Origin of the sequence: Mesorhizobium sp. L48C026A00 (assembly GCF_000502375.1) — a bacterium.
Classification (GTDB): Bacteria; Pseudomonadota; Alphaproteobacteria; order Rhizobiales; family Rhizobiaceae; genus Mesorhizobium; species Mesorhizobium muleiense.
The window spans coordinates 21,477-36,693 of sequence record NZ_AYWU01000002.1; the positions used below are offsets into that span (position 1 = coordinate 21,477).

At 63.0% G+C, this 15,217-nt stretch carries 18 protein-coding genes; 6 read left to right on the forward strand and 12 right to left on the reverse strand.

The features are described from left to right. The first annotated feature begins 233 nt into the window (after positions 1-233). A complete protein-coding gene (locus X738_RS47160) occupies positions 234-722 on the forward strand; it encodes a DUF1036 domain-containing protein (RefSeq protein ID WP_023797022.1) in 489 nt (162 codons plus the stop codon). Continuing rightward, positions 719-2,155 carry a pyruvate kinase gene (pyk, locus tag X738_RS47165; protein ID WP_023797023.1) on the forward strand — a complete coding sequence of 479 codons (1,437 nt, stop codon included), beginning with the start codon at positions 719-721 and terminating at the stop codon, positions 2,153-2,155. The genes X738_RS47160 and pyk overlap by 4 nt, the downstream gene beginning before the upstream one ends. A 33-nt stretch (positions 2,156-2,188) precedes the next feature. Here pyk and X738_RS47170 read toward each other — a convergent pair whose 3' ends face one another. The 11 genes from X738_RS47170 to X738_RS47220 all read right to left on the reverse strand — a co-directional run bounded on the left by X738_RS47170 (position 2,189) and on the right by X738_RS47220 (position 10,918). Next, complete coding sequence (locus tag X738_RS47170) at positions 2,189-3,256, reverse strand: alpha/beta fold hydrolase (protein ID WP_023797024.1); 1,068 nt, start codon at positions 3,254-3,256, stop codon at positions 2,189-2,191. Between the two features lie 87 nt (positions 3,257-3,343). Further along, positions 3,344-3,928 (reverse strand): tetratricopeptide repeat protein, encoded by a 585-nt coding sequence (locus X738_RS47175; RefSeq protein WP_023797025.1) that lies wholly within the window; start codon positions 3,926-3,928, stop codon positions 3,344-3,346. A gap of 219 nt (positions 3,929-4,147) precedes the next feature. After that, positions 4,148-4,273: a type B 50S ribosomal protein L36 gene (gene ykgO, locus X738_RS47180; protein ID WP_006327841.1), complete on the reverse strand. Its 126-nt coding sequence runs from the start codon at positions 4,271-4,273 to the stop codon at positions 4,148-4,150. Between the two features lie 178 nt (positions 4,274-4,451). After that, positions 4,452-5,528 (reverse strand): 5-(carboxyamino)imidazole ribonucleotide synthase, encoded by a 1,077-nt coding sequence (locus tag X738_RS47185; protein ID WP_023797026.1) that lies wholly within the window; start codon positions 5,526-5,528, stop codon positions 4,452-4,454. Continuing rightward, positions 5,525-6,022, reverse strand: a complete 498-nt coding sequence (gene purE / locus X738_RS47190; protein WP_023797027.1) for a 5-(carboxyamino)imidazole ribonucleotide mutase — start codon at positions 6,020-6,022, stop codon at positions 5,525-5,527. Before purE ends, X738_RS47185 begins: the two co-directional genes overlap by 4 nt. 104 nt (positions 6,023-6,126) lie before the next feature. Next, complete coding sequence (locus X738_RS47195; RefSeq protein ID WP_031254066.1) at positions 6,127-7,332, reverse strand: aminotransferase class V-fold PLP-dependent enzyme; 1,206 nt, start codon at positions 7,330-7,332, stop codon at positions 6,127-6,129. 24 nt (positions 7,333-7,356) lie between these two features. Beyond that, positions 7,357-7,818, reverse strand: a complete 462-nt coding sequence (locus tag X738_RS47200; RefSeq protein ID WP_023797029.1) for a RidA family protein — start codon at positions 7,816-7,818, stop codon at positions 7,357-7,359. Positions 7,819-7,854: 36 nt separating this feature from the next. After that, entirely contained in the window at positions 7,855-8,649 is a 795-nt protein-coding gene (locus X738_RS47205; protein WP_031254069.1) for an amino acid ABC transporter ATP-binding protein, read from the reverse strand. 4 nt (positions 8,650-8,653) lie between these two features. Next, positions 8,654-9,304: an amino acid ABC transporter permease gene (locus X738_RS47210; protein WP_023797031.1), complete on the reverse strand. Its 651-nt coding sequence runs from the start codon at positions 9,302-9,304 to the stop codon at positions 8,654-8,656. Position 9,305: 1 nt separating this feature from the next. After that, positions 9,306-9,971, reverse strand: a complete 666-nt coding sequence (locus X738_RS47215) for an amino acid ABC transporter permease (protein ID WP_023797032.1) — start codon at positions 9,969-9,971, stop codon at positions 9,306-9,308. Between the two features lie 71 nt (positions 9,972-10,042). Then, on the reverse strand, positions 10,043-10,918 hold the full coding sequence (locus X738_RS47220; RefSeq protein ID WP_031254072.1) for a transporter substrate-binding domain-containing protein: 876 nt from the start codon (positions 10,916-10,918) through the stop codon (positions 10,043-10,045). A 123-nt stretch (positions 10,919-11,041) separates the two neighbouring features. Here X738_RS47220 and X738_RS47225 point away from each other — a divergent pair, with 123 nt between their 5' ends. After that, on the forward strand, positions 11,042-11,845 hold the full coding sequence (locus tag X738_RS47225) for an IclR family transcriptional regulator (protein ID WP_023797034.1): 804 nt from the start codon (positions 11,042-11,044) through the stop codon (positions 11,843-11,845). Between the two features lie 33 nt (positions 11,846-11,878). Here the strand turns inward: X738_RS47225 and X738_RS47230 are convergent, their stop codons facing one another. Beyond that, positions 11,879-12,082, reverse strand: a complete 204-nt coding sequence (locus X738_RS47230; RefSeq protein ID WP_023797035.1) for a YdcH family protein — start codon at positions 12,080-12,082, stop codon at positions 11,879-11,881. Between the two features lie 240 nt (positions 12,083-12,322). Here X738_RS47230 and X738_RS47235 point away from each other — a divergent pair, with 240 nt between their 5' ends. The 3 genes from X738_RS47235 to X738_RS47245 all read left to right on the forward strand — a co-directional run bounded on the left by X738_RS47235 (position 12,323) and on the right by X738_RS47245 (position 14,998). After that, positions 12,323-12,508: a YdcH family protein gene (locus X738_RS47235; protein WP_023797036.1), complete on the forward strand. Its 186-nt coding sequence runs from the start codon at positions 12,323-12,325 to the stop codon at positions 12,506-12,508. A 359-nt stretch (positions 12,509-12,867) separates the two neighbouring features. Continuing rightward, entirely contained in the window at positions 12,868-14,121 is a 1,254-nt protein-coding gene (ispG, locus tag X738_RS47240) for a flavodoxin-dependent (E)-4-hydroxy-3-methylbut-2-enyl-diphosphate synthase (protein WP_023797037.1), read from the forward strand. A 4-nt stretch (positions 14,122-14,125) separates the two neighbouring features. Beyond that, entirely contained in the window at positions 14,126-14,998 is an 873-nt protein-coding gene (locus X738_RS47245) for a lytic transglycosylase domain-containing protein (protein WP_023797038.1), read from the forward strand. The last annotated feature ends 219 nt before the right edge of the window (positions 14,999-15,217 follow it).

Below are 15,217 nucleotides of genomic sequence, written 5' to 3' on the forward strand. Positions count from 1 at the left end.
GTCTGTTCGCTGGCTTCGGGGGAGGATGGTATCCTCATTCCACGAAGGGGACGATTACGCAATGCCGTCGTTTGGCCACGGTTTCTGCGGAAATCTGGCAGAAGGCGACTGACCGTGCGCCGAAGCCTTTCTAAATCGATTGGAATTGAGCGGAAGGGCGCGTTGACATGCGCCCGGACTTTTCCGAAAAGGGGCGTTGAGAGATGCAAATGTGGTTCTTGAGAGGTTTCAGGATGGGTTCCGCCGGCAGGCCGCGTGTGCGCTATGCCTTCGCCATGCCGTTCCTGACCTTCGCCGTTGGCCTCGCCGCGATGGTGGCTGCCTCGCCGGCGCGCGCCGATTTCCGTGTCTGCAACGCCACGCAGAACCTGGTCGGCGTCGGCATCGGCTATCGCGCCAAGGCCGGCTGGATCACCGAAGGCTGGTGGCACATCGAGGGTTCGAGCTGCAAGACGCTGATCGAGGGCCCGCTGTCATCAAGATTTTACTATCTTTATGCAGAAGACGCCGAGCGCGGCGGGCGCTGGGATGGTCCGATCAACATGTGCGTGGCCGAAAAAGAGTTCAAGATCGCCGGCGTTAGCGATTGCGTCGCCCGGGGCTTCCAGCGCGCCGGATTCCAGGAATATGACACGGGCGAGCAGGCAAGCTGGATGGTCCAGCTGACCGATGACCCCGCAACGGGGGGCGTTCCAGCCGCTCCGGGAACAAACAGTCAATGAGACGCAGCCGCAAGGTCAAGATACTCGCCACCATCGGTCCGGCCTCCTCCTCCGAGGACATGCTGAAGAAGCTTTTCGAAGCCGGCGCCGACGTGTTTCGCATCAATATGAGCCACACCGATCATGAATTGATGCGCACACTTGTCGGTCGCATCCGCACCGTCGAGAAAGCGGTCGGCCGGCCGATCGGCATTCTCGCCGACCTGCAGGGACCCAAGCTTCGGGTCGGCAAGTTTGCCAACGGCAAGGAGACGCTGACACTCGGCCAGACCTTCACGCTCGACGACAATCCCGAGCCCGGCAACTCGACCAGGGTCTATCTGCCCCATCCGGAAATCCTGAGATCGGTCGAGGCCGGTCACCGTCTTTTGATCGACGACGGCAAGCTCGAGCTGAAGGCGGTGGAGAGCGACGGACAGGCGATCGTCTGCACCGTCGTCGCCGGCACCAGTATCTCCGACAAGAAGGGCGTCAGCCTGCCCGACACCGACCTGCCGGTCGGCGCGCTGACCGAAAAGGACCGCAGCGATCTCGATGCTGTGCTGGCCACCGGCGTCGACTGGGTGGCGCTGTCGTTCGTGCAGCGGCCGGAGGATTTGGCGGAAGCGCGCAAGATCGCGCGCGGCCGGGCGCTGATCATGGCCAAGATCGAAAAGCCGCAAGCCGTCGCCAGGCTGGCCGAGATCATCGAACTTTCGGACGCACTGATGGTTGCCCGCGGCGATCTCGGCGTCGAAATGCCGCTCGAAGCCGTGCCCGGCATCCAGAAGCAGATCACCCGCGCCGCGCGCCGCGCCGGCAAGCCGGTGGTGATCGCCACGCAGATGCTGGAATCGATGATCACCGCGCCGGTGCCGACCCGCGCCGAGGTGTCGGACGTCTCGATCGCCGTGTTCGAAGGCGCCGACGCCATCATGCTCTCGGCCGAATCCGCGGCCGGCGCCTACCCGGTCGAGGCGGTGGCGATGATGAACCGCATCGCCAGCAAGGTCGAAACCGACCCGACCTATGCCGGCATCATCAATGCGCAGCGCTCGGAGCCGGAAGCGACCGGCGCCGACGCCATTTCGCTTGCCGCCCGCGAAATCGCCGAGACGCTGAAACTGTCGGCGATCATCAGCTATACGGCGTCCGGCACGACCGGCCTGCGCGCCGCGCGCGAGCGGCCACAGGTGCCGATCGTCGCCCTGTCGCCGATCGTCAACACGGCGCGGCGGCTATCGCTTTTGTGGGGCACGCATTGCGTCGTCTCGCCCGACGCCATCGACCTAGACGACATGGTCGACCGCGCCTGCCGCATCGCTTTGGACGAGGGGTTCGGCAAGCCCGGCGACCGGGTCATCATCACCGCCGGCGTGCCGTTGAGAACGCCCGGCTCCACCAACATGCTGCGCATCGCCTATGTCGGATCGGACGTGCAGGCCCGCCGCTAGGCTTGGCCGTCGCTTCGAGTGATTTCGGTTGCTCTAAATTGGCGCGAGTTCGGCTTCCGGGGCTTTGATGTCGGCGCATTTGCCGGCACCGTAGGTGTCGCCGGCAATCCTGATTTCCACGGCCTTCGCCATTGCCTGGAGGTCCACGTCCCTGCCGGCGACCTTTTCGATCGCGCCGACAACGAGATCGGGTGCTATCCAGTCTGGCTTGTGGCCGAGATTGCGGACCCAGACCAGTTCGGCCCCGGCGATATCGCGGACGAGGCCGACCGAATGGATCGTTGCATAGACCACCTTGTCGCGGTCGCCCGAGATGACCACAGTCGGCGCCTTGATATCGCGGTAGTGCGGTGCGGCATCGAGCGTGTAGCGATAAAGCCCGGCGACATCGGTGGCGTTGGCACGAAAGGCGTTCGGCCGAAGCACCAGCGGGATCGCGACCTCGGCGACATAGAAGTCCGGCACCTTGTTGGGGGCAAAGACGCAGGCGGTGGCGGCATTCATCTGCAGCGTTCCCGACGGATAGGTCAGCGTTTCGGAAAAAAGCCGGCCGACGATCGGAATGGTCGTCAAATTGTAGTACCAGGCGGTCGCGCCGCCCGGCCAGGGATGGGTGGCAGGCGCCATGAACACCAGGCCGAGCGTCTTGTCGGGATGCTCGCGGCCGAAGGCGGTGGTCACCGAGCCGCCGAAGGAATGGCCGGCGATGATGGCTTTCCTGATGCCGAGATGGTCCATCAGCGCTGCGATGGTGCTGGCCTGCGCCGATGGGGTCTCGTTGTTGCCGGGGCCGCGCGCCGACCAGCCTGCACCCGGGCGGTCGAAGAACAGCATCTCGGCACGGCCTTCCAGCAAGGGCCTCAACGGCAGCATCTGATCCCTGAGATTGGCACTGGCGCCGTGGATAAAGACAATCGGCGGCAGTTCGGCGTTTTCCCGCGCCGGAACGTGAACGTAGTGGATGCGGGCACCGTTTATATCCGCGAAGTCGCCGCTCGGCGGATTGCGGCGCTCGATCAGCCATGAACCGGCGCGGGTGACACCTGCAAGGGTGAACACAAGCGCCAGGAGGAAGGCGAGCGCGGGGTAGATCGGGTTCATGGAGAGAGGTACGGACCGGAGCGAAATTAGTTCACAGTCTAGCTAAAAAGACTTTCACTTAAGTGGAATTGTCCGCCAACTGGGAATTCAGATCCCTTCGCCGGCAAGTTCTTCCGAAAGCGTGCCGACCTGATCCTGGGCGCTGCGCATCATCGGATAGATGCTGAGCACGCGCTGCCAGGCTTCCAGCGCCGACTGCTTGTGGCCGGTTACCGCCATGATCTGCGCCAGGCCGGACAGCGCGCCGAAATGGCGCGGCTCGAGCTGCAGCGTGCGGTCGATGTCCGCCATCGATTTCCCAAAGTTATTCATCATGAAATGCACGGTGGCGCGCCGGTTCCAGCCTTCGGCATAGGCCGGTTGCAACGTCACCACCTGGTCGAGGAAGTCGAGCGCCACGTCGAACTTCTTGTCTTCGGCCGCCTTTTGCGACCATTGCATCATCAGGTCGATCGAGGCGCTGCCGGATTGCGACCACTCGTGCGAGATGCGCGCCGCGATGCGCTCGGCGGCTTTTTCATTGAGCTCGCGCTTCAGGTCGACAAACAGCTGGTCGAGCCTTTCCTCCCTGGTCGTGGCAACCGGAGGGGTGACCGGGTCTTCCGCTTGAGCCGGAAGCGGGGCGACACCGAAAAGAAAAAGCGCCGCGAAGAATGCAAAATGAATCCGCATGACCGGAATCTAACCCCGGACAGCGGATCGTCAAACTGAATTTAGCGTGAAAGGGCCGGCAGGCCGGTATTAGAGCGCCACGCGTCCTTTTGGACGCGTAAAGGCCGTTCCAGCATTTTGAATTCCTGGCATCGTGCTTTCCGAAAATCGATTCCGATTTTTGGATCGATGCGGTACATCATGCAGGCGCGGAGGCAGGCGCCCCCAACGCGAAAAGGCTCAGCCCTGGCGCGCCTTGTAGCGCGGAGCGGTCTTGTTGATGATGTACACGCGGCCCTTGCGGCGAACCAGCTGGTTGTCGCGGTGACGCGCCTTGAGCGCCTTGAGCGAATTCTTGATCTTCATGGTCTTGCCCGTCGGTCTGGGCCCGCTTGGGCCGAATTATTAAGGCGCGCTCGGAAAGCGCGCCTCTCAACTTGTGCGTGGCTCATAAACGAGGAGCCTTGCCCGTGTCAACCAAGCATGTGGCGGAGTTTGAGTTTCTGCCCTATCGACGGCATTGGAGCGGCGCCGTCCAATAGCCTCAACGGTGGCGGCTCATTCGCGTAAAATGGCCCATCTTGCGGCCGGGACGTGCCTCGGCCTTGCCATAGAGATGCAGCATCAGATCGGGCTCCACGAGCAGGGCCGGGACGCGCAGGATATCGTCGCCGATCAGGTTTTCCATGACGCAGTCAAAATGGCGGCCGGGGTTTCCCAACGGCAGGCCGGCGACGGCGCGAATGTGCTGCTCGAACTGCGAGACGAGGCAGGCGGCTTCCGTCCAGTGGCCGGAATTGTGAACACGCGGCGCGATCTCATTGGCCAGCAGCGCGCCGTCGGCAAGGACAAAGAACTCGATGCCGATGACGCCGACATAGTCGAGCGCGGCGAGTATTTCTGCTGCCGCCGCCTGCGCTGCAGCGGCGGTTTCGGACCCTATCCTGGCCGGCAGGGTCGAGCTGTGCAGGATGCCGCTGCGGTGGATGTTTTCTGCCGGATCGTAGGCGGCGAGCGAACCGTCCATGCCGCGCGCCGCGATCACCGAAATCTCGCGTTCGAAGGCGACGAAGGATTCGAGGACCAGCGGCACGTTGCCCATTGCCTCGCAGGTGCCGGCAAAGCCCCCTGTTTCCATATTGCGGAACACGCGCTGGCCCTTGCCGTCATAGCCCATGCGTCGCGTCTTCAATATGCCGCTGCCGTCGAACTTTTTCAGCGCCGCCGTCAATTCGTCGTCATTGTCGACGGGGCAGAAATCAGCGGTGGGAATGCCGATGCCGTTGAGGAATTTCTTCTCCGCCACCCGGTCCTGCGCTACTTCCAGCGCGCGCGCCGGCGGGTAGACGGGCACCGTGACGGCAAGCGCGCTGGCGGCCATGACTGGAACGTTCTCGAACTCGTAGGTGACGACGGCGCTGACTGCAGCCAGTTCGGCGAGCGCGGCCGTGTCGTCATAAGCGGCAGTGATCTGGCGGTTGGCGACCTGTGCCGCCGGACAATCCGGCTGCGGCTCCAGCACGACCGTGCGGTAGCCGAGGCGCGCCGCGGCCATCGCCAGCATGCGGCCGAGCTGGCCGCCACCGATGATGCCGATGGTCGATCCGGCGGCCAGGCTCATGGCGTGTCCGTGGGCTCGGCGGCGACCTTGGCGGTCTGGGCGGCGCGCCAGGCATCGAGCCGGGCGGCGAGCTTTTCGTCGGTCAGCGCCAGCACGGCCGCAGCCAGAAGGGCGGCATTGGTGGCGCCCGCCTTGCCGATGGCCAGCGTGCCGACCGGAATGCCGGCCGGCATCTGCACGATGGAGAGCAGCGAGTCCTGTCCGGAAAGCGCCTTCGATTCCACCGGCACGCCAAAAACCGGGAGCGGCGTCATCGCCGCCGTCATGCCGGGCAGGTGTGCCGCGCCGCCGGCGCCGGCGATGATCACCCGAAAGCCGGCCGCCTTGGCGCCCTTGGCGAAGTCATAGAGCCGGTCGGGGGTGCGATGAGCCGAGACGATCAGCCGCTTGTGCGGGATGCCCAGCGCCTCCAGCGTTTCGGCGGAGTGGCGCATCGTCGCCCAGTCGGACTGGCTGCCCATGATGATGGCGACGTCGGCGCGGTGATCGTCCAAGCTTGTGCTCCCGGCGGCAAAGGCGCGCCTTAGCGGAATTCGGGTTCGACGGCAAGGATGCGCTGCCTCTGCGCAAGCGTTCTGGCGCGAGGCGCCATCATTACCTAATCCGGCCAGCGCAAGGCGCCGGCGCTATCCTTGCGGGCTGCCTTCATCGCATCCGCCGGACGCTCGGCCGCGCTCAACACGGCCCGCAGGCGTTCGGCGACGATTTCCGCCTCGCCGGGATGAAGATTGCATGGATCGAGGAAGAAATGCCCGCGCTCGACTTCGTGGTTGCGCACTATAATGGGAGGCGAACCGGCCGCCAGCGCCGACGCAAGGCCGGCGGCGGTGAACCTGCTCTCAGCCGTAACAAACACCTGCAGGCGGTCGAGCGGATTACCGGTCGGATCGGGAATGACATGCGCGGCGATGCCCGGCAGGCCCTGCAATGCGTCCTTCCACAGATCGAGCGCCGCTTCTTCCCGCTTGCGGATGCCAGCATGATCGCGCCGCTCCCAAGCCTCCAGTGCGGCCATGGTGCCGGCGATGCTTTCCTTGCCGACCTTCATCGCCCGCGCAACGCCACGGACCTGCAGATAGGCGGCGCGCACCAGATCCTTGCGCCCGGTGACGATGCCGCTTGTCGGTCCCGAGAGGAATTTGTGTCCGCTATAGACGACGATGTCGGCGCCGCGCGCGAGAAAGCCGCGCAAATCGTATTCGGAGGCGGCGTCGACGATCACCGGGACGCCTTTGGCGTGGCAGATCTCGCAGAACTCCTCGAGCGAGAGCATGCCGTATTGCACCGTGTGATGGGCAACGACATAGAGGCCTGCTGCGGTGCGGTCGCGGATCGCCTCGCGCACATGATAATCCTGAGTCACGCTGACCGTACCGGCCGGTACGGTCCTTGCCCCGGCGAGCCGGATCGACTGGTCGATCGGCGCGCCGTAATTGACGATGTGGCCGAGTTGGACGATGACCTCGGACTTGAGGCCTTCGGTGTCGTCCGGCAGCCGCTCGATCGCCAGAAGGTTGGTGCCGGTCATCGTGCCGGCAATGGCCATGGTGATGCCGCTGGCGCAGCACGCCGTGATGAAGCCGGCCTCACCGCCGGTGAGGCGCGCGACAACCGTGCTTGCAGCGCGCTGCAGATCGTCCATCTCCACCCACTGCGAGGCGATTTCCGACATAGCGGCGATCGCTTCCGGGACGATGATCGAGGCGCCGAGCGCCGTCATCGTGCCAGAGACATTGATGATCGGGCGAAGGCCGAGCCGTTCGCGGATTGTCGTGTTGGAGCCGTTTGCGGAATAGGTTTTCATCTCTGGAGGTCCCATTGGTAGACTTTAGGCGGCGATCTCGACGACCGCCTCGATTTCCACGGTGATGTTGCCGGGCAGGGAGCCGACACCGATCGCCGAACGGGCGTGCCCGCCGATACTATCAAAGACAGCGGCGAAAAGATCGGAACAGCCATTCACCACCTTCGGATGGTCGCTGAAGGTCGGGATCGCGTTGACGAAGCCAAGCAGCTTGACGACGCGCACGATGCGGCTGAGGTCGCCTGCCGCAGCGTGCATGACGGCGAGCAGGTTCAGACCGGTAAGACGGGCATGCTTATAGGCCTCTTCAACCGTGACATCCTCGCCGACCTTGCCGGTGCAAAGCGTGCCGTCGGCGCGCAATGGCCCTTGGCCGGAGAGGAAGATCAGCCGTCCGCTTTCGGCGTGCGTGACGAAGTTGGCGATCGGCGTCGGCGGCTCGGGCAGCGTCAGGCCCAATTCGGCGAGCCGGATGTAAGGCGTCATGAAAAGGCTCCTTGCGACAGCTTTCGCCGTCCGATGTCAGAAATGCGAGGCACGAAACCGCGCCAGGAAACTGCGGAGACGCTCATTGTCGATCTCCGCGCCCAGAATCTCGGCGGGCGGGCCTGCGGCGCTGACGCCGCCATCTGCCATGAAGATGATGCGGCTCGAGGCATCGCGGGCAAAGGCCATCTCGTGCGTGACCATCACCATCGTCATGCCGTCCTCGGCCAGGCTGCGCACGACCTCGAGCACCTCGCCGACGAGTTCCGGGTCGAGCGCGGAGGTTATCTCGTCGAGAAGCAGGATTTTTGGCTCCATCGCCACCGCGCGGGCGATGCCGACACGCTGCTGCTGCCCGCCGGAAAGCTCGGCCGGCAGGCTGTCGGCCTTGTGGGCAAGGCCGACCCGGCCGAGCCAGTGCTCGGCAATGGCGCGGGCCTCGGTACTGCTCTTGCCGCGCACCTTGCGCAGGCCAAGCATGATGTTACCGGCCGCCGTCAGATGCGGAAACAGATTGAAACTCTGGAACACCATCCCGGTTTCGGCCCGCATCTTCGCCAGGTCGCGCTCGCTGCGGCGCTGGCGTGTTCCCGTGTCGCGGAAGCCGACCTCCTTGCCGTCGATGCGGATGGAGCCGCTGTCGTAGCTCTCCAGGAAGTTGACGCAGCGCAGCAGCGTGGTCTTGCCGCTGCCGGAAGGCCCGATGACAGTCACCACCTCCCCGCGCGTCACCTGCAGGCTGACGGAGCGCAGGACCGCGACGGATCCAAAGGACTTGGAAACCTCGGAGACATCGAGAAGCGCCGGATTGGCGGGCGTGGCGATGGGCATCTTGCTATTCCCGGATGAAGGAGAAACGCCGCTCCAACCGTCGGCTGGCCAGGGAGAGCGCGTAATTGACGGCGAAGTAGATGACCGTACCTAGGATGTAGAGCGGCATCGCTTCGTAGGTGCGGCCGATGACCTGGTTGATGGCGTGCATCAGGTCGGTGATGCCGAGCAGCGAGACCAGCGCGCTGCCCTTCACCGCGTCGGTGACGCCATTGATCCATGGCGGCAGGAAACGCCTGAACGCTTGCGGGAAGATGACATAGGCCAGTCGCTGGCGAAAGGTCAGCCCGATCGCCATCGCCGCTTCGGACTGCCCCTTCGGTATGGAACCGACCGCGCCGCGCAGATACTCGATGACCTGCGCCGTCTTGAACAGGGTGAGCGCCAGCACGGCTGCCCAGAAGGATTCCAGATGGAGGCCGACGGCAGGCAGGCCGTAATAGACGAAGAAGATGAGCACCAGGACCGGAATGCCGCGAATGGTGTCGCTGAAAATGCGCACTGCCCAGCGCAGCGGAGCCGGGCCATAGACAAGGCCGACGCCCATCATCACGCCGGCGACGAGCGACAACACCACGACCAGCAGCGACACCCATAGCGTCACGGCAAAACCCTGAGCCAGGAAGGGCAAGGCATAGGCGATCTGGCCAAGCATCCTAGTGCGCCGCCCTGAACCGGCGCTCGACAAGCCGAAGTGCAAAAAGAAGCGCGTAGCCCGTCAAGAGATACATCGCCGTCACCACAAGGTAGACCTCGACGATGCGGAAGGTGTTGAAGTTGATCCACTGGGCGCCGTAGGTGAGTTCGGGCACCGAAATGACCGACGCAACCGACGTGTCCTTGAACAGCGACAGGAACGTGTTGGAAAGCGCGGGCAGCGTTATGCGCAGCATCGTCGGCAGGCGCACATGGACCAGCCTTTGCCATGGCGTCAGGCCGATCGCCTTGCCGGCGTCGAGCTGTCCGCGCGGAACCGCTTCGAGCCCCGAGCGGAACACCTCGACCAGATAAGCGCCGCTATAGAGCGACAGCGTGGCAATGAACGAGGTCTGCGCGCTGTAGGCGATGTCGACCACCGTCGGCAGGCCGTAGAAGACGAGATAGACGAGCAGGATCAGCGGCACGTTGCGGATGAACTCGACATAGGCGGCGATGACGGTCCGCACCGCACGCCCGGCCGACACGTACCAGACCGCCAGAAGCAGTCCGATGAGGATGCCGATCGCGATGGAGATCACGGCCAGCTCGAGGCTAAGCAGCAGCCCGCCCCAAAGCTTGTCGAAATGCCGCCAGATCAGGTTGAAGTTCAGGGTATAGCCCATGTGTCCCTGTCATAATCGAGGGCTGTCGACGATAAGCAGGCGGACGGGCGCGGCCCTTCCGCCTCCTTGCATCAGATGACCGGGAAGCCGGGATGGCGCGCCGGCGGCTCCTGTCCGAAATAGTCCTTGAATGCAGCGTCGTAGAGCGCCGTCTCATGGCCGAACATGGCGGTGGTGAAGGTCGTGTTGACGAAGGTCAGCCAGTCGGGGTCGCCTTGCCGAAGCGCGGCGCCGTAAAGCATCGAGAACCAGCTCTTGCCGGCATCGAAGTATTTGTCCGGATTGCGCGAGGCGAGCCATCGAACCGTCGACAGATCGACGGCGGCGGCGTCGACGCGTTTCGATTCCAGTGCCTGCAGCACGTTGGCCTGCGTGTCTATCTGCATCACCTGCGACTCCGGCAGGACGATGTGCACATTTGCCTCGGCATCGACATTCTGCAGGATGGAAACCCGCGTCGCCGAACCGCCGGCAAGCAGCTTGTCGAAGGTCTTGTTTTCGGCGTTCGGAAGGGTCAGCAAGGCGATGCCTTCGACGTAATAGGGCCGGGAGAAGTGGATCAGCTGCGAGCGCTGGGCGGTCATGGTCATGAACTGGATCGAAATGTCGACCTTGTTGGTGGTCACGTTCGGAATGCGCTGGGCCGGATCCTGCATGACGAACTCGACCTTGGTCGTATCGTCGAAAAGTCCCTTGGCAAGAATGCGCCCCATGGTGATGTCCATGCCGACCAGTTCGCCGGCATCGTTTTCAAAGTGCCAGGGCGCGTTGGTGCTGCCGGTGCCGACGATCACCTTGCCGCGATCGAGAACGGTGCGCAGCAGGCTGTCCGGTGCCGCCTGCGCCGCCGCCTTTTGAACATCGACTGTTGTCGCTGCGCCCACCACTCCGGCCGTTGCAAGCCCGGCCAGTTTCAGAAAATCACGTCTTTTGGATGTGTCGTTCACGGCGACCTCCTTTTCGTGTTGTGTTCCCCTTTGCCGATACATGCATCGGTAATCTGCTGGATTGTCTCTTACAAAAGACACATGTATCCTGTACGAGACAGATACTAACACCAGGAATCAGCAATGCAAGATGGCAATGGCTTGGCAGTTCGGCCGGACGCTGGTCCGGACGAAGACAGGATTGCGGGCTCCCGCGAGAAGGGTCTCAACCGCGTGCTCCATATCCTGGAGTTTCTTCATGCGAACCAGCGAGCGATCGGGATTGGCGATCTCGCCAAGGGAGTGAATGCGCCGCGCTCGACGATCTACACGCTTGTGCGCTCGCTCGTGGATGCGGGCCTGCTGGAAATGGCCGGCGACGGCAATCGCGTCTATTTCGGGAAGAAGCTTTATCTCTACGGAATGGACTATGTGCGCGGCAACGACCTGCTCAGGAGAGGGCGTCAGGAAGTCGACGATCTTTCGCGCGAGACAGGCGAGACCTCCGAATTGTGCATGCTGCAAAGCGGCCGCTACACGATTGTCCATTCAAGCCCGGGCACCAGGCCGTTCCGGATCAGTTCGGCCACGGGTCTGCAGATACCGCTTCCCTGGACCGCTTCCGGGCGGTTGCTTCTCGCCGGTTTCGAACGGGCTGTGATCGAAGACATGGTGTCCGAAGACGATCTCGTCCTGCCGGATGGCCGCAGATTGCTGCTGTACGACTTCATAGAAGATATCGCTACGGCCGGGGCTGCCGGCTACTGTGTGACTTCCGGTCTTGTCGACGCCTATACAAAGTGCCTTGCCGCGCCGGTCTTTTCAGCTGCCGGCAAGGTCGAGGCGACGATATGCCTGGTGGTTCCCATCGACACTTCCGAGGAAAAGACCGGCGATCTCATCGCCCTGCTGCGCGAACGCGCCGCGAGGCTTTCGATCACGGGATGAGCAGGATTTGTCGCGACCGTAAGTGGGATTCGCTCACGCGATGATGTCGGGGATGATCCGGTCTTCCAGCGCCATCAGCCGGTCTTTCAGGAAGAGCTTTTTCTTCTTCATGCGCTGGATCTGCAGAGGGTCGCAGCCCATGGCGATCATCGCGTTGATCGCCGCGTCGAAATCGGCGTGTTCCTGCTTCAGCCGAGAATATTCGAGGCGGATATCGGCCTGTTCCTGTTCGGACATTATTTACCGTCTGCACGTCTGCGGCGCCCAAAAATGGGCCTGATTGGGCGAGGCCGGAGGTATCTTGCACCGGCGCGCAGCCAATACCACATTTCGTATTGTCGTGGAATGCTACCACGCAGCATTCGACATCGGTGCCCGATAGTGGCACACTGTCATTATGCCGTCACAGAAGCGAAATTGCGGTGGGACGCGCCTTGACGGCTGCAATCGAGGAAACCATGAAAGGGAGAACCAATCATGTCTCTTGCATCCCATCTTGATGAGCTGCAGCGGAAACACGGCGACATCGAACGCGAAATCGATGATGCGATGAACCATCCATCGGTCGACGACCTCGAAATCGTGAATCTCAAGCGGCGCAAGCTGGCGCTCAAGGACGAGATTGAGAAATTGAAGGCGAAGCCGAAACCCACCACGCACTGACGCTCATCTACGGACGCGCAAAGGGCGCTGTCGTGCTTCTGATTTCGGCGCATGGTCCTTTCCGAAAATCCTTTCGGTTTTGGGGTCATGCAGGGAACAGTGCGCGCTTTGCCCGACCATCTTCTCCGGTGGCAACCAATGCCGCCGGAGCGTTTCCGTGTTTGTCCGGCGGTTCGATTTGACAGGTTTCCCTGCCTATCGCCATTGACAAGCCATCTTTGCTCCTCCACCTCATGCCGGGACCTTCTATAGCGCCGCGCCTCCTTTCGGACGCGCAATGGACGCTGTATTTTGATTTTTGCGCAGATTGTTTCCGGAAACCGATTCCGGAATTCGGCGCTAACAAAGGGCAGCCGGCCATGACCGGATATTTTTCTTCACCCTTCTCGCGCCGCACGTCTGTCGGTGTCGACGTCGGCGGCGTGATGGTCGGCGGGGGCGCCCCTGTCGTCGTTCAGTCGATGACCAACACCGACACCGCCGATGTCGACCAGACAGTCGCTCAAGTTGCCGCGCTGCATCGCGCCGGCTCCGAGATCGTGCGCATCACCGTCGACCGCGACGAGAGTGCCGCCGCCGTGCCCGCCATCCGCGAGCGGCTCGAACGGCTCGGCATCAATGTGCCGCTGGTCGGCGATTTCCACTATATCGGCCACAAGCTGCTCGCCGACCACCCGGCTTGCGCCGAGGCGCTGGCCAAATACCGCATCAATCCCGGCAATGTCGGATTCAAGGACAAGAAGGACCGGCAGTTCGCAGCTATCGTCGAGATGGCGATCAGGCACGACAAGCCGGTGCGCATCGGCGTCAATTGGGGGTCGCTCGACCAGGAGCTTTTGACCAGGCTGATGGACGACAACCAGCGCCAGGGCTTTCCGCTGACCGCGCAGGAGGTAACGCGCGAGGCGATCGTGCAGTCGGCGATCCTTTCGGCCGACATGGCCGAGGAGATCGGCCTTGGCCGCGAGAAGATCATCCTGTCGGCCAAGGTCAGCGGCGTGCAGGATCTGATCGCGGTCTACACCGAGCTTGCCACCCGCTCCAACCACGCGCTGCATCTCGGCCTCACAGAGGCCGGCATGGGTTCGAAAGGCATCGTCGCCTCGTCCGCGGCGATGGGCATTCTGCTCCAGCAAGGCATCGGCGACACGATCCGCATCTCGCTGACGCCGGAGCCGAACGGCGACCGCACCCGCGAGGTGCAAGTGTCGCAGGAACTCCTGCAGACCATGGGGTTTCGGCAGTTCGTGCCGATCGTCGCCGCCTGCCCCGGCTGCGGCCGCACCACCTCTACCGTGTTCCAGGAACTCGCGCAGAACATCCAGGCGGATCTGCGCAAGAACATGCCGGTGTGGCGTGAAAAATACCCCGGCGTCGAAAACCTCAAAGTCGCGGTGATGGGCTGCATCGTCAACGGTCCGGGTGAATCCAAACATGCCGATATCGGCATTTCGCTGCCCGGCACCGGCGAGACGCCGACGGCGCCGGTATTCGTCGACGGCAGCAAGGCGGCGACGCTGCGCGGCCCTTCGATCGCCGCCGACTTCGAGAAAATGGTCGCCGACTATATCGAGCAGCGGTTTGGGCAACCTGGCAAGGCTGCGGCGGAGTAGGTCGATGCGGCGCTTCCCCTGGGCGACGCCGGTCTTGCTTGGTGGATTGGTTTTGCTTGGTGGGCTGGGCTGGGCGACCACCGCCCACGCCGATCCGCCGCGCCCCGCCAAGCAGCGGCTGCTCGACCGGGTTTGCAACCTGATCGAGGCGCATGCCGATCAAAACGGCCTGCCCAAGGATTTCTTTGCCCGGCTGATCTGGAAGGAAAGCCGCTTCGATCCCAATGCGGTCAGTCCGGTCGGCGCCGAAGGCATTGCCCAGTTCATGCCGGGCACCGCCAAGATACGCGGTCTCGCCAATTCTTTCGATATCGAGCAGGCCATCCCGGCCTCGGCAAAATATCTCGCCGAAATGAAGACCGGCTTCGGCAATCTGGGCCTGGCCGCCGCCGCCTACAATGCCGGTGAAAACCGGGTATCGCGCTGGCTGAGTTCCGGCGGCTTCCTGCCGATGGAGACTGAAAACTACGTTTTGGACATCATGGGCGAGCCGGCCGACAGGTTCACCGAAACCGCCTATGCCGGCAGCATCCAGCCGCTCGACAAGAAAGCGAGCTTCGCGGTCGCCTGCCGCAGGCTGCCGGTCATCAAGTCCCAAACCGTGGCCATGGCGTCGATCAACGTCAAGCCGTGGGGCGTGCAGGTGGCCGGCAATTTCCGCCGCGCCGCGGCGCTCAATCAATGGACTGGCGTGAAGCGCCGGTTTCCGGCCTTGCTTAAGGGCCATGATCCGGTGGTCAGCCGGGTGCGCTCGCCGATCGGCAGGCGCGGGATCTATGCTGTCCGCATCGGCGCCGACTCCAAAGCCAAGGCCGACAACATCTGCCGGAAACTGCAAAGCGTCGGCGGTGCATGCATTGTGGTGCGGAATCGGTGATGGGTGCCGACTGATTTTCCCGACAAACCATCGAAGCTGCGCTTTTATTCCACGAATTCTGCTGGTCCACGGCTTCAGCTATAGGCTTACCATGACCGACCGTCTCTACAACGATCCGGCCTCGTCCAGTTCTATGATATGGGAGAACGAAGGCGGCGTGGACTTCGAACGATCTCCGCCACAATCCCGCTACCGGTGTCGTCACTTACTCCACCCGTT

Excerpts from the sequence above, each read along its gene's own strand:
- X738_RS47160 (WP_023797022.1), top strand. The coding sequence starts at position 234 with ATGGGTTCCGCCGGCAGGCCGCGTGTGCGCTATGCCTTCGCCATGCCG.
- pyk (WP_023797023.1), top strand. The coding sequence starts at position 719 with ATGAGACGCAGCCGCAAGGTCAAGATACTCGCCACCATCGGTCCGGCC.
- X738_RS47170 (WP_023797024.1), bottom strand. The coding sequence starts at position 3,256 with ATGAACCCGATCTACCCCGCGCTCGCCTTCCTCCTGGCGCTTGTGTTC.
- X738_RS47175 (WP_023797025.1), bottom strand. The coding sequence starts at position 3,928 with ATGCGGATTCATTTTGCATTCTTCGCGGCGCTTTTTCTTTTCGGTGTC.
- ykgO (WP_006327841.1), bottom strand. The coding sequence starts at position 4,273 with ATGAAGATCAAGAATTCGCTCAAGGCGCTCAAGGCGCGTCACCGCGAC.
- X738_RS47185 (WP_023797026.1), bottom strand. The coding sequence starts at position 5,528 with ATGAGCCTGGCCGCCGGATCGACCATCGGCATCATCGGTGGCGGCCAG.
- X738_RS47195 (WP_031254066.1), bottom strand. The coding sequence starts at position 7,332 with ATGAAAACCTATTCCGCAAACGGCTCCAACACGACAATCCGCGAACGG.
- X738_RS47200 (WP_023797029.1), bottom strand. The coding sequence starts at position 7,818 with ATGACGCCTTACATCCGGCTCGCCGAATTGGGCCTGACGCTGCCCGAG.
- X738_RS47205 (WP_031254069.1), bottom strand. The coding sequence starts at position 8,649 with ATGCCCATCGCCACGCCCGCCAATCCGGCGCTTCTCGATGTCTCCGAG.
- X738_RS47210 (WP_023797031.1), bottom strand. The coding sequence starts at position 9,304 with ATGCTTGGCCAGATCGCCTATGCCTTGCCCTTCCTGGCTCAGGGTTTT.
- X738_RS47215 (WP_023797032.1), bottom strand. The coding sequence starts at position 9,971 with ATGGGCTATACCCTGAACTTCAACCTGATCTGGCGGCATTTCGACAAG.
- X738_RS47225 (WP_023797034.1), top strand. The coding sequence starts at position 11,042 with ATGCAAGATGGCAATGGCTTGGCAGTTCGGCCGGACGCTGGTCCGGAC.
- X738_RS47230 (WP_023797035.1), bottom strand. The coding sequence starts at position 12,082 with ATGTCCGAACAGGAACAGGCCGATATCCGCCTCGAATATTCTCGGCTG.
- X738_RS47235 (WP_023797036.1), top strand. The coding sequence starts at position 12,323 with ATGTCTCTTGCATCCCATCTTGATGAGCTGCAGCGGAAACACGGCGAC.
- ispG (WP_023797037.1), top strand. The coding sequence starts at position 12,868 with ATGACCGGATATTTTTCTTCACCCTTCTCGCGCCGCACGTCTGTCGGT.
- X738_RS47245 (WP_023797038.1), top strand. The coding sequence starts at position 14,126 with ATGCGGCGCTTCCCCTGGGCGACGCCGGTCTTGCTTGGTGGATTGGTT.